This is a genomic window from Pseudomonas sp. NY15374 (genome assembly GCF_048068255.1).
Taxonomy (GTDB): Bacteria; Pseudomonadota; Gammaproteobacteria; order Pseudomonadales; family Pseudomonadaceae; genus Aquipseudomonas; species Aquipseudomonas machongensis.
Genome location: NZ_JBLUPZ010000005.1, coordinates 78,459 through 90,971, shown reverse-complemented (window position 1 = coordinate 90,971; position 12,513 = coordinate 78,459). Strand labels below are relative to the sequence as shown.

The 12,513-nt window shown below is 63.9% G+C and carries 10 protein-coding genes; 8 read left to right on the top strand and 2 right to left on the bottom strand.

Annotation, left to right across the window (positions count from 1 at the left end):
- Nucleotides 1–3 precede the first annotated feature (3 nt).
- Genes nuoI through nuoN form a run of 6 tightly spaced genes read left to right on the top strand, consistent with a single transcriptional unit; the run spans nt 4 to nt 6,293 of the window.
- Complete coding sequence (nuoI, locus tag ACNFHO_RS13090; RefSeq protein ID WP_011534620.1) at nt 4–552, top strand: NADH-quinone oxidoreductase subunit NuoI; 549 nt, start codon at nt 4–6, stop codon at nt 550–552.
- 10 nt (nt 553–562) lie between these two features.
- Nucleotides 563–1,063, top strand: coding sequence for an NADH-quinone oxidoreductase subunit J (gene nuoJ / locus ACNFHO_RS13085; RefSeq protein WP_054892700.1), 501 nt, complete (start codon nt 563–565; stop codon nt 1,061–1,063).
- 3 nt (nt 1,064–1,066) lie between these two features.
- Nucleotides 1,067–1,375 carry an NADH-quinone oxidoreductase subunit NuoK gene (nuoK, locus tag ACNFHO_RS13080; protein ID WP_023631349.1) on the top strand — a complete coding sequence of 103 codons (309 nt, stop codon included), beginning with the start codon at nt 1,067–1,069 and terminating at the stop codon, nt 1,373–1,375.
- Nucleotides 1,372–3,225: an NADH-quinone oxidoreductase subunit L gene (gene nuoL, locus ACNFHO_RS13075; RefSeq protein ID WP_054892699.1), complete on the top strand. Its 1,854-nt coding sequence runs from the start codon at nt 1,372–1,374 to the stop codon at nt 3,223–3,225. The genes nuoK and nuoL overlap by 4 nt, the downstream gene beginning before the upstream one ends.
- Nucleotides 3,226–3,283: 58 nt before the next feature.
- A complete protein-coding gene (gene nuoM / locus ACNFHO_RS13070) occupies nt 3,284–4,816 on the top strand; it encodes an NADH-quinone oxidoreductase subunit M (RefSeq protein WP_054892698.1) in 1,533 nt (510 codons plus the stop codon).
- Between the two features lie 7 nt (nt 4,817–4,823).
- On the top strand, nt 4,824–6,293 hold the full coding sequence (gene nuoN, locus ACNFHO_RS13065) for an NADH-quinone oxidoreductase subunit NuoN (protein WP_054892697.1): 1,470 nt from the start codon (nt 4,824–4,826) through the stop codon (nt 6,291–6,293).
- Between the two features lie 78 nt (nt 6,294–6,371).
- Here the strand turns inward: nuoN and ACNFHO_RS13060 are convergent, their stop codons facing one another.
- On the bottom strand, nt 6,372–8,168 hold the full coding sequence (locus tag ACNFHO_RS13060) for a glycoside hydrolase family 15 protein (RefSeq protein ID WP_416766606.1): 1,797 nt from the start codon (nt 8,166–8,168) through the stop codon (nt 6,372–6,374).
- A gap of 162 nt (nt 8,169–8,330) precedes the next feature.
- On the opposite strand from ACNFHO_RS13060, the gene ACNFHO_RS13055 reads away from it, so the two are divergent.
- Complete coding sequence (locus ACNFHO_RS13055; protein ID WP_416766605.1) at nt 8,331–10,163, top strand: SLC13 family permease; 1,833 nt, start codon at nt 8,331–8,333, stop codon at nt 10,161–10,163.
- Nucleotides 10,164–10,309: 146 nt separating this feature from the next.
- Nucleotides 10,310–11,728, top strand: coding sequence for a diguanylate cyclase (locus ACNFHO_RS13050; protein WP_416766604.1), 1,419 nt, complete (start codon nt 10,310–10,312; stop codon nt 11,726–11,728).
- Nucleotide 11,729: 1 nt separating this feature from the next.
- Here the strand turns inward: ACNFHO_RS13050 and ACNFHO_RS13045 are convergent, their stop codons facing one another.
- A complete protein-coding gene (locus ACNFHO_RS13045) occupies nt 11,730–12,488 on the bottom strand; it encodes a sulfite exporter TauE/SafE family protein (protein ID WP_054892693.1) in 759 nt (252 codons plus the stop codon).
- Between the last annotated feature and the right edge of the window lie 25 nt (nt 12,489–12,513).

The following is a 12,513-nucleotide window of genomic DNA, read 5'->3' as shown; positions in this document are numbered from 1 at the left end:
CCCATGTTCAAATATATCGGCGACATCGTTAAGGGCACCGGCACTCAGCTGCGCAGCCTGGTGATGGTGTTCTCCCACGGGTTCCGCAAGCGCGACACCCTGCAATACCCCGAAGAGCCCGTGTACCTGCCGCCACGCTATCGCGGCCGCATCGTCCTCACCCGCGACCCCGACGGCGAGGAGCGCTGCGTAGCGTGCAACCTTTGCGCGGTGGCCTGCCCGGTCGGCTGCATCTCGTTGCAGAAAGCCGAGACCGAGGACGGCCGTTGGTACCCGGAGTTCTTCCGCATCAACTTCTCGCGTTGCATCTTCTGCGGCCTGTGTGAAGAGGCGTGCCCGACCACCGCGATCCAGTTGACCCCGGATTTCGAAATGGCCGAGTTCAAGCGTCAGGACCTGGTGTACGAGAAAGAAGATCTGCTGATCTCCGGCCCCGGCAAGAACCCTGACTACAACTTCTACCGTGTTGCGGGTATGGCCATCGCTGGCAAGCCGAAAGGCTCTGCGCAGAACGAAGCCGAGCCGATCAACGTGAAGAGCTTGCTCCCATAAGGACAGAAAGATGGAATTCGCTTTCTACTTCGCATCCGGGATCGCCGTGGTCTCCACCCTTCGGGTGGTGACCGGCACAAACCCCGTGCACGCCCTGCTCTACCTGATCATTTCGCTGATCTCCGTGGCGATGATCTTCTTCTCCCTGGGTGCGCCGTTCGCCGGCGCCCTGGAAGTGATCGCCTACGCTGGCGCCATCATGGTGCTGTTCGTCTTCGTGGTGATGATGCTCAACCTGGGGCCGGCGTCGGTCGCCCAGGAGCGTGGCTGGCTCAAGCCGGGCATCTGGGCAGGGCCGGTGATCCTCGCCGCCCTGCTGCTGCTGGAGCTGCTGTACGTGCTGTTCGCCAATCCGAGCGGCGCTGCCATCAGCGGTACCACGGTTGACGCCAAGGCCGTCGGCATCAGCCTGTTCGGCCCCTACCTGCTGGTGGTCGAACTGGCCTCGATGCTGCTGCTGGCCGCGGCCGTCACCGCCTTCCACCTGGGCCGCAACGAGGCGAAGGAGTAAATCATGGGTGCTATCCCTCTCGAGCATGGTCTGGCGGTCGCCGGCATCCTGTTCTGCTTAGGTCTGGTCGGCCTGATGGTCCGCCGCAACATCCTCTTCGTGCTCATGAGCCTGGAAGTCATGATGAACGCCGCAGCCCTGGCGTTCATCGTCGCCGGTGCCCGTTGGGTCCAGCCCGACGGTCAGGTGATGTTCATTCTGGTGATCAGCCTGGCAGCCGCCGAGGCCAGCATTGGCCTGGCAATCCTGCTGCAACTGTATCGCCGCTTCCACACTCTCGACATCGATGCTGCCAGTGAGATGCGCGGATGAACCTTCTCTTCCTGACTTTCGTCTTTCCCCTGATCGGCTTCCTGCTGCTGTCGTTCTCGCGCGGGCGGTTCTCTGAGAACCTGTCCGCCCTGATCGGCGTCGGTTCGGTCGGCCTCTCGGCCGCGACCGCCGCCTACGTGATCTGGCAGTTCAACGTCGCGCCGCCTGAGGGCGGTGCGTACAGCCAGCTGCTGTGGCAGTGGATGTCGGTGGACGGCTTCGCGCCGAACTTCACCCTGTACCTGGACGGCCTTTCGGTCACCATGCTCGGCGTGGTCACCGGCGTGGGCTTCCTGATCCACCTGTTCGCCTCCTGGTACATGCGTGGCGAAGCCGGTTACTCGCGCTTCTTCTCGTACACCAACCTGTTCATCGCCAGCATGCTGTTCCTGATCCTGGGCGATAACCTGCTGTTCATCTACTTCGGCTGGGAAGGTGTAGGCCTGTGCTCCTACCTGTTGATCGGTTTCTACTACAGCAACCGCAACAACGGTAACGCGGCACTGAAGGCCTTCATCGTCACCCGCATCGGCGACGTGTTCATGGCCATCGGCCTGTTCATCCTGTTCGCCCAACTGGGTACGCTGAACGTCCAGGAACTGCTGGTGCTGGCACCGCAGAAATTCCAGGCGGGCGACACCTGGATGGTCCTGGCCACCCTGATGCTGCTCGGTGGTGCGGTCGGTAAATCGGCCCAGCTGCCGCTGCAGACCTGGCTGGCCGACGCGATGGCTGGCCCGACCCCGGTTTCGGCACTGATCCACGCCGCGACCATGGTCACCGCAGGCGTCTACCTGATCGCCCGTACCCACGGCCTGTTCACTCTGGCGCCGGACATCCTGCACCTGGTTGGCGTAGTAGGTGGCATCACCCTGGTACTGGCCGGCTTCGCCGCGCTGGTGCAGACCGACATCAAGCGTATCCTCGCCTACTCCACCATGAGCCAGATCGGCTACATGTTCCTCGCCCTGGGCGTTGGCGCATGGGATGCGGCGATCTTCCACCTGATGACCCACGCCTTCTTCAAGGCCCTGCTGTTCCTTGCCTCCGGTGCGGTGATCGTTGCCTGCCACCACGAGCAGAACATCTTCAAGATGGGCGGCCTGTGGAAGAAGCTGCCACTGGCCTACGCCAGCTTCGTGGTCGGTGGTGCTGCCCTGGCCGCCCTGCCGATCCTGACCGTGGGCTTCTACTCCAAGGACGAGATCCTCTGGGAAGCCTTCGCCAGCGGCAACACCAACCTGCTGTACGCAGGCCTGGTCGGCGCGTTCATGACCTCGCTGTACACCTTCCGCCTGATCTTCATCGCCTTCCACGGCGAAGCGAAGACCGAAGCCCACGCTGGCCACGGCATCAGCCACTGGCTGCCGCTGGGCGTGCTGATCGTGCTGTCGACCTTCGTCGGCGCCTGGATCCACCCGCCGCTGGCAGGCGTGCTGCCTGAGAGCGCCGGTCACGCCGGTGGCGAAGCCAAGCACTCGCTGGAGATCGCCTCGGGCGCCATCGCCATCGCCGGTATCCTGCTGGCTGCGGTGCTGTTCCTGGGCAAACGTCGCCTGGTCACCGCGATCGCCAACAGCAGCATCGGTCGCGTCCTGTCGGCCTGGTGGTTCGCCGCCTGGGGCTTCGACTGGATCTACGACAAGCTGTTCGTCAAACCTTACCTGCTGATCAGCCACATCCTGCGCAAGGACCCGGTTGACCGCGGTATCGGCCTGATTCCTCGCATGGCTCGCGGCGGCCACGTCGCCATGAGCAAGACCGAGACCGGTCAGCTGCGCTGGTACACCGCCTCTATCGCCGTAGGTGCCGTGCTCGTGCTCGGCGCCGTGGTAGTGGCCGCGGTATGACCATGAATATTGCGAACCTCGCGAACCTTGCGACTCTGCGAAAGGAAACGAACCCGTCATGATTCTGCCTTGGCTGATCCTGATCCCCTTCATCGGCGGCTTCCTGTGCTGGCTGGGTGAGCGCTTCGGCGCCACCCTGCCGCGCTGGATCGCGCTGCTGACCATGTCCCTGCTGCTCGGTATCGGCCTGTGGCTGTGGGGCACCGGTGACTACACCCTCGCCCCCGCTCCGGGCGCCGAACCTGCCTGGGCTGTGGAATACAAAGTCCAGTGGATCCAGCGCTTCGGCATCAGCATCCACCTGGCCCTGGACGGCCTGTCGCTGCTGATGATCCTGCTCACCGGCCTGCTCGGTGTGCTGTCGGTGCTGTGCTCGTGGAAAGAGATCCAGCGCCACGTCGGCTTCTTCCACCTCAACCTGATGTGGATCCTCGGCGGCGTGGTCGGTGTGTTCCTGGCGCTGGACCTGTTCCTGTTCTTCTTCTTCTGGGAAATGATGCTGGTGCCGATGTACTTCCTCATCGCGCTCTGGGGTCACAGCTCGGCAGATGGCAAGAAGACCCGGATCTACGCGGCGACCAAGTTCTTCATCTTCACCCAGGCCAGCGGCCTGATCATGCTGGTGGCGATCCTTGGCCTGGTGCTGGTCAACTACAACGCCACCGGGGTGATCACCTTCAACTACAGCGACCTGCTCAAGGCACAGCTGCCGCCAGGTGTCGAATACCTGCTGATGCTGGGCTTTTTCATCGCCTTCGCGGTCAAGCTGCCAGTGGTTCCGTTCCACTCCTGGCTGCCTGACGCCCACGCCCAGGCGCCGACTGCAGGCTCCGTCGACCTCGCCGGCATCCTGCTGAAGACTGCGGCCTACGGCCTGCTGCGCTTCGCCCTGCCGCTGTTCCCGAACGCCTCGGCCGAGTTCGCGCCGATCGCCATGACCCTGGGCCTGATCGGTATCTTCTACGGTGCCTTCCTGGCCTTCGCCCAAACCGACATCAAGCGCCTGATCGCCTTCTCCAGCGTCTCGCACATGGGCTTCGTGCTGATCGGTATCTACTCCGGCAGCCAGCAGGCCCTGCAGGGTGCGGTGATCCAGATGCTGGCCCACGGCCTGTCGGCTGCGGCGCTGTTCATCCTGTCCGGCCAGCTGTACGAGCGCCTGCACACCCGTGACATGCGCCAGATGGGCGGCCTGTGGCACCGCATCGCGTATCTGCCAGCCATCAGCCTGTTCTTCGCCGCCGCGTCGCTGGGCCTTCCGGGCACCGGCAACTTCGTCGGCGAGTTCCTGATCCTGATCGGCAGCTTCGCCCACGTGCCTTGGATCACCGTGATCGCCACCACCGGCCTCGTGTTCGGTTCGGTCTACTCGCTGATCATGATCCACCGCGCCTACTTCGGTCCGGCCAAAGCCGACACCGTGCTGGCCGGCATGGACGGACGCGAGCTGATCATGGTGCTGGGCCTGGCGGTGCTGCTGATCGTGCTGGGCGTCTACCCGCAGCCGTTCCTCGACACCTCTGCCGCCACCATGAGCGGTGTGCAGCAGTGGCTCGGTTCCGCTTTCACTCAACTCGCTTCGGCCCGGTAAGAGCGCTATGGAATTCACCACTCAACACTTCATCGCATTGGCGCCGATGCTGATCACCACCATCACCACGGTGGTGGTGATGCTGGCGATCGCCTGGAAGCGCAACCACTCGCAGACTTTCCTGCTGTCCACCGTGGGCCTGAACCTGGCCCTGCTGTCGATCCTGCCGGCGCTGAAAGTCGCACCGCTGGCGGTCACCTCGCTGGTGACCATCGACAAGTTCGCCTGCCTGTACATGGCGATCATCCTGGTGGCCACCCTGGCCTGCGTTACCCTCGCCCACGCCTACCTGGGCGAAGGCTCCAAGGGCTTCCCGGGCAACCGTGAAGAACTCTACCTGCTGCTGCTGATGTCGGCGCTCGGTGGCCTGGTGCTGGTCAGCGCCAACCACCTGGCAGGCCTGTTCATCGGCCTGGAGCTGCTGTCGGTGCCGGTCTATGGCCTGGTAGCCTATGCGTTCTTCAACAAGCGCTCGCTGGAAGCCGGCATCAAGTACATGGTGCTCTCGGCTGCAGGTTCGGCCTTCCTGCTGTTCGGCATGGCCCTGCTCTACGCCGATGCCGGCGCCCTGACCTTCGACCAGCTGGGCAAGGCCCTGGCCGCCACCAGCATGCCAAGCCTGCTGGCCCAGCTGGGCCTGGGCATGATGCTGGTAGGCCTGGCCTTCAAGCTGTCGCTCGTGCCTTTCCACCTGTGGACGCCGGACGTGTACGAAGGTGCCCCGGCACCGGTCGCCGCCTTCCTGGCCACCGCCAGCAAGGTTGCGGTATTCGCCGTGGTCGTGCGCCTGTTCATGCTCTCCCCGGCCGCCAGCAGTGGCGTGCTGAGCACCGTACTGGCAGTGATCGCCGTCGCCTCGATCCTGGTCGGTAACCTGCTGGCGCTGACCCAGAGCAACCTCAAGCGTCTGCTGGGTTACTCGTCCATCGCCCACTTCGGTTACCTGGTCATCGCCCTGGTGGCGAGCAAGGGCCTGGCACTGGAGGCCATGGGCGTGTACCTGGTCACCTACGTGATCACCAGCCTGGGCGCTTTCGGCGTGATCACCCTGATGTCCTCGCCGTACGCCGGTCGTGACGCCGACGCGCTGTACGAGTACCGCGGCCTGTTCTGGCGCCGTCCGTACCTGACCGCGGTACTGACCGTGATGATGCTGTCGCTGGCCGGTATCCCGCTGACTGCAGGCTTCATCGGCAAGTTCTACATCATCGCCACCGGCGTCGAATCGCACCTGTGGTGGCTGGTTGGTGCTCTGGTGATCGGCAGCGCCATCGGCGTGTACTACTACCTGCGGGTCATGGTGACCCTGTACCTGGTAGAGCCGAACCTGCGTCGTCACGATGCGCCGCTGAAGTGGGAACAGCGTACCGGCGGCGTCATGCTGCTGGCCGTTGCGATCCTGGCCTTCGTGCTGGGTGTATACCCGCAGCCGTTGCTGGAACTGGTTCAGCAGGCTGGCCTGCACCTGGTGGGCTGATCCGTTCTGCGCTGTATCAAGACACCCCGCCTCGGCGGGGTGTCTTGTTTCTGGCACCGGTAAGACCGGCCACCGCCTTCAACCACAGCGAGCACGGTCCCGCGCCGGGCATTCAGCTCGGTGCAGATTCAACGCGGTATTGATAATGCCGATGTGACTGAACGCCTGGGGAAAATTCCCCAGCATTCGCTGCCCGAGCGGATCGTACTGCTCGGCCAGCAGGCCCACGTCGTTGCACAACCCGGTCAGGCGGTCATACAAGGCCTGCGCCTGGGCCTGACGCCCCAGCAGCACATACACGTCAGCCAACCAGAACGAACACACCAGGAAGGTCCCCTCCCCAGGCGCAAGGCCGTCGCTGCAACTGTCGCTGTCGTAGCGCAGCAACAAACCATTCTTCAGCAGACGATGCTCGATCTGTTCCAGCGTCCGCAAGAAACGCGGATCTTCCGCTGGCAGAAAACCGGTCAGGGCAATCTGCAGCAGGCTGGCATCGAGCTCGCTCGAACCATAGGCCTGCACGAAGTACTGCCCACCAGCGTCCAGCCCCAGCTCGCACACCTCTCGGTGAATCTGCTCGGCTACGTGACGATAATGCCTGCCACGTTCGCGATCTTCCTCGGTGGTTTCAGCCAGACTCGCCGCACGATCGAACGCGACCCAGGCCATCACCTTCGAATGCACGAACTGTTGGCGACCGCCACGCACCTCCCAGATTCCTTCGTCGGGCTCGCGCCAGATGCGTTCCACATACGGCATGATCAACCGGGCGATTGCGGCACTGCGAGGGTGGCGGGGCAGCCCGCCCTTGATCGCCTGGGCCATGGCATCGGCCACCTCACCATAGATATCCAGCTGGCGCTGCCCAGAGGCTGCGTTGCCGATGCGCACCGGGCTTGAGCGTTCATACCCGGCCAGCCAGGGCAAGGTGAACTCGGCCAGGTCGCGCTCGCCTGCCAGGCCATACATGATCTGCATCTGCTCCGGATTACCGGCCACCGAGCGCAGCAGCCATTCGCGCCAGGCCTGCGCTTCATCGAAGTACCCCAGGTTCATGAACGCCAGCAGGGTCATGGTGGCGTCCCGCAACCAGCAATAGCGATAGTCCCAGTTACGCTCGCCACCAATGCGCTCGGGCAGCGAAGTGGTGGCCGCGGCGACGATCCCGCCGGTGGGCGCATAGGTCAGCGCCTTGAGGGTTAGCAGCGAGCGACGCACCAGGGCGCTGTGCGGCCCCATGTCAGGGCAGCGGGCAGCGAAGTCCTGCCAGAGCTCCAGGGTGCGTGCGAGCGCCTGATCAGCGTCGAAATCCGGCGTGTCGGGCAGGTGCGAGGGTTGATGACGCAAGGCGAACACCTGCCGCTCGCCCGCGCCCACATGAAAGCGGCAGACGCTGTGATGGTCCATTGCATGCAACCCGACCGTGCTACGCAGGATCAGCCGGTCGGGGCCGGCAACGGCACTGAGGGTCAGTGGATCGAGCCGCTCCACCCAGGGAACACTGCGGCCATAGTCGAAGCGCAGCACCAGATCGAGCTCGAATCGGGTCTGCCCCGAAAGACCTTCGACGATGCGTAGCACGGCGTTGTCTTCACCCAGGGGCATGCAGTCGAGTACCCGGGCACGGCCGCTGGCAGTGGTCCAGGTGGTTTCCAGTACCAGGGTATCGCCCAGGTACTGTCGGCTGCACTGCTCCACCGGGTCACTGGGCGCCAGGCGCCAGCGACCATTTTCTTCATTGCCGAGCAAGGCGGCGAACACCGCCGGGGCGTCGAAACGGGGCAGGCACAGCCAGTCGATCGAACCATCGCGGCTGACCAGGGCTGCGCTACGGCAGTTGCCAAGCAGGGCATAGTCTTCGATGTGCGCGGGCATTGGAGCTCCTTGGATTGAGGCTTGGGTTCGCTCTGTTGTTTGTGACCACAACCGAGCACGCTTTGCGCCCCTCGCCCGAATCCTGCAGTACATCAACGACGTCGCCCCCCTGGCCTGCTACTGTTCTCCCCAGCCCCAACCCGTGAAGGATCACCCTGCCCCATGTCTTCCGACCTGCTCCTGGTCCTCGGCCTGCTGGCCATCGTCGTCACCCTGTTCATCCTCAACCGCCCCCGCATGGATGTGGTTGCCCTGTTGGTGATCCTGTTTCTGCCGCTGTCCGGCATCCTCACCGTCGAGCAGGCCCTGGCCGGCTTCAGCGATCCCAACGTGGTGCTGATCGCCGCGCTGTTCGTGATCGGCGAAGGCCTGGTGCGCACCGGCATCGCCTACCGCATCGGCGACTGGATGAGCGAGCGCGCCGGCAACAGCGAGGCACGCTTGCTGGTGCTGTTGATGGTCGCAGTTGCCGGGCTTGGCTCGGTAATGAGTTCGACCGGGGTGGTGGCGATCTTCATCCCGGTGGTGCTGAGCATCGCTGCGCGTCAAAAGCGCTCGCCAAGCCGCCTGATGATGCCGCTGAGCTTCGCCGGCCTGATCAGCGGCATGCTCAGCCTGGTGGCGACGCCACCGAACGTGGTGGTGCACAGCGAGCTGGTACGCCATGGGCTGGAGGGCTTCAACTTCTTCAGTTTCACCCCGTTCGGCCTGGTCATCCTGGTGCTGGGCGTGGGCTACATGTTGCTGACCCGCCGCTGGCTCAACGGCGAGGTGCGCAAGGACGGCCGCAGCGAAAGCCGTCGCACCCTGCTCGACCTGGTGCTGGACTACAAACTCAGCGGCCGCGAGCGGCGGCTGCGCATTCGTCCACATTCGCCGCTGATCGGCCATACCCTTGGCGAACTCGAATTACGTACCCGCCATGGCGCCAATGTGGTCGGCATCGAGCGCCAGCACAAATTCACCACCCGGGTGATCGCCGCCGACTCCGGCACCTTGCTGCAACAGGGCGATGTGCTGCTGCTCGACCTGTTCGCCAATCGCGACGATCTGCGCAGCCTGTGTCAGACCATGCAACTGGAACCCCTGCACTTTAAGGCCGCCTACTTCATCGATCAATCGCAGGAAGTGGGCATGGCCGAGGTCTCGCTGCCGCCCGGTTCGCAACTGATCGGCAAGACTATCCTGGAGCTGGCCTTTCGCAGTCGCTACGGCCTCAATGTGGTCGGCTTGCGCCGCGAGCAGAACGCGGTCGATGAGCAACTGGTGGAAGAGAAACTGCGCCTGGGCGATACCCTGCTGGTCATCGGCCCCTGGAAGGCCGTGCGCCAGCTGCAAAGTCAGCCGCGCGACTTCCTGGTACTCAGCCTGCCAGCCGAAGTCGATCAGGTGGCGCCTACGCGCGCCCGTGCTCCGCACGCCTTGCTGAGCCTGGCGGTGATGGTCGGACTGATGGTCAGCGGCCTGGTACCCAATGTCCTCGCTGCGCTGATCGGCTGCCTGTTGATGGGCGCCGGGCGCTGTATCGACATGAACAGCGCCTACCGCGCGATCCATTGGCAAAGCCTGGTACTGATCGTCGGCATGCTGCCCTTCGCCCTGGCCCTGCAGAAGACCGGCGGCATCGACCTGGCCGTCACCGGGCTGGTCGGCCTGCTCGGCGGCGCCGGCCCGCTGGCCATCCTGGCCTGCCTGTTCGCCCTCACCGCAGTGATCGGGCTGTTCATCTCCAATACAGCTACGGCAGTGCTCATGGCTCCGGTTGCAATCAGCACGGCGCAACAGCTGGGGATGTCACCGTACCCCTTCGCCATGACCGTGGCCCTGGCCGCCTCGGCAGCCTTCATGACGCCGGTGTCCTCGCCGGTCAATACCCTGGTGCTCGGCCCGGGCCAGTACCGCTTCGCCGACTTCGTCAAGATCGGTGTGCCCTTCACCCTGCTGGTGATGGGAGTGACCGTGGTGATGGTGCCCTGGTTCTTCGGGTTGCAGTGAGCCGGCTGAAAACCTGTACCAAACCTGAAATATCAGGGAGGATCGGCACAAACTAATATCCAATTGACATCAATTCGTTTCATGAACCACACTGCAAGCCATGTGTCCCAGGTGTTCGCTGTAGTCGTCCTGGATTACGTTCCCGCTTGTCGGTCGAGCCCATGGTGTTTTCAGCCCAGTCGCGCCTGCTGCCTCCGTTGATCCTGTTTGGCCTGACCTTCGCCCTGACGCTGGGCGGTATCCTGGCCAGGCCGATCGAATCCCTGTCGCTGTTCTGGCCGGTCAATGCGGTGTTGGCCGGGGTTCTGCTGCGCCATCCCCGCCAGGGCAGTCTCCTGGGCGTGGCCCTGATGTACCTGGCGATGGTCAGTGCCGACATGATCTGTGGCAGCGAGTGGCGCCCGGCCCTGTGGTTCAACCTGTGCAACGTCGGTGCGATCGTCACCTTCTGGCGTTTGTTAGCGCACTTGCCCCGCTCCCACCGGCGCCTGCGTACACCTCACGGCGTACTGCGCGTGTTCGCTGCCTGTGCCGCAGGGGCCGTGGTGGCTGCGAGCCTCGCCTGCGTGATGGCCGCGCCCTGGTTCGATCAGTCATTGCGCACCACCTGGCTGGCCTGGTTCAGCGAACAGTTCTCCACCAGCGTACTCGTGCTGCCGATCATGCTCACTGCGCCGTCGCTCCCGGCCCTGGTGCGCAGCGGAGGGCTGCCTGTGCGACTGGCACCCTTGCTGGTGCTGCTGGCGTCGCTGGTGCTCAGTATCGTTTTCGGCGGCCCTGGCGCAATCGCCTTCCCCATTTCTGCGCTGCTGTGGTGCGCCCTGAGTTACTCCCCCTTCATGCTTTCGTTGCTGACCCTGACAGCGGGTAGCACCCTCATCGTTGCCGTAGCCCAGAACCTGATGCATTTCAGCGTGCCGCAGAGCGAGCCTGGCGTCACTGCGCTGATGTCGGCTCGCCTGGGCATCGCCATGCTGGTGCTTGGGCCGCTGGTGGTGGCCTGCGTGAGTAACGCCAACCGCGCCCTGCTGTCGCGCCTGGCGCACCAGGCGACCATCGATCACCTGACCGGCGCCCTGACCCGCAGCGCCTTCACTCGCCAGGCCAACGCCCTGCTCGAAGGCCGGCAGCAGCATGCCCAGACGCTGCCGCTGACCTTGATGATGCTCGATATCGACTACTTCAAGGCCATCAATGATCGCCATGGCCACGCCGTCGGCGACTACGTCCTGCGCCAATGCGCCAGGGCACTGCAGGACAAACTGCACGATGGCGAACTGTTCGCACGCCTGGGTGGCGAGGAGTTCGTCATCGTCATTCCGGGGCTGGCTCCTGAACAGGCCGCGTTCACTGCCGAGCGTCTGCGCCGGGCCGTGCAGGACCTGCAGATGGTGCAAGGCGAGGTGCCACTGCGTATCACCGTGAGCATCGGTGTCAGTGGCTGCAACGATAGCCAACCGATAGCCGACCTTGATGCCTTGCTGGCCGACGCCGACCAGGCGCTGTATCGCGCCAAGGCCCATGGCCGCAATCGTGTCGAGCAGGCCCAGCGCCAGGTCGTCTGAGTCAGCCGATCAGGTCCCACGAAAGCTTGCCGATCAGCACGCACAGCAGCACCAGGAACAGCCCGCGCACGAACCCTGCCCCCTTGCGTACCGCCAACCAGGTACCCGTCAAAGCCCCCAGGATGTTGAACACCGCCATCGGCAATGCAATGGCCCACAGCACGTTACCCGAGGGCACGAAGAACACCAGCGCTGCAAGATTGGTGGCGATGTTCACAAGCTTGGCCGACGCCGAGGCGTGGAGAAAATCCAGGGCGAAAAAGCGGATGAACAGGAAGATCAGGAAGCTGCCCGTGCCAGGGCCGAACAGACCGTCATAGAAACCGATGGCACCGCCGATCAGTACCGCCAGGCACTGTTCCCTGCGGCCGATGCGCGTCGGTGTGTGCACGGCACCGAAGTCCTTCTTGCAGAACGTGTAGATCGCCATCAACACGATCAGCACCAGCACCGCTGGGCGCATCACACTGGGAGGGACCAACGACACGGTCGCAGCCCCGACGAACGACATCACGAAGGCACTGGCCATCGCCGGCACGATCAGCCCCCAGTCGAGGCTGACCTTGCGAATGAACGAGCGCGCAGCGAAAGCCGTGCCGCACACCGACGCGAACTTGTTGGTGCCTAGCAGCGCTGCCGGTTGAGCACCGGGCAACACATTGAACAATGCAGGAATCTGGATCAGCCCGCCGCCGCCGACCGCAGCATCGATCAATCCGGCAGCGAAGGCGAACAGGGACAACAGGACGATATCCGTCATTTGAAAGGTTCCAGGCAGGGAGAGC

Excerpts from the sequence above, each read along its gene's own strand:
- nuoI (WP_011534620.1), top strand. The coding sequence starts at position 4 with ATGTTCAAATATATCGGCGACATCGTTAAGGGCACCGGCACTCAGCTG.
- nuoJ (WP_054892700.1), top strand. The coding sequence starts at position 563 with ATGGAATTCGCTTTCTACTTCGCATCCGGGATCGCCGTGGTCTCCACC.
- nuoK (WP_023631349.1), top strand. The coding sequence starts at position 1,067 with ATGGGTGCTATCCCTCTCGAGCATGGTCTGGCGGTCGCCGGCATCCTG.
- nuoL (WP_054892699.1), top strand. The coding sequence starts at position 1,372 with ATGAACCTTCTCTTCCTGACTTTCGTCTTTCCCCTGATCGGCTTCCTG.
- nuoM (WP_054892698.1), top strand. The coding sequence starts at position 3,284 with ATGATTCTGCCTTGGCTGATCCTGATCCCCTTCATCGGCGGCTTCCTG.
- nuoN (WP_054892697.1), top strand. The coding sequence starts at position 4,824 with ATGGAATTCACCACTCAACACTTCATCGCATTGGCGCCGATGCTGATC.
- ACNFHO_RS13060 (WP_416766606.1), bottom strand. The coding sequence starts at position 8,168 with ATGCCCGCGCACATCGAAGACTATGCCCTGCTTGGCAACTGCCGTAGC.
- ACNFHO_RS13055 (WP_416766605.1), top strand. The coding sequence starts at position 8,331 with ATGTCTTCCGACCTGCTCCTGGTCCTCGGCCTGCTGGCCATCGTCGTC.
- ACNFHO_RS13045 (WP_054892693.1), bottom strand. The coding sequence starts at position 12,488 with ATGACGGATATCGTCCTGTTGTCCCTGTTCGCCTTCGCTGCCGGATTG.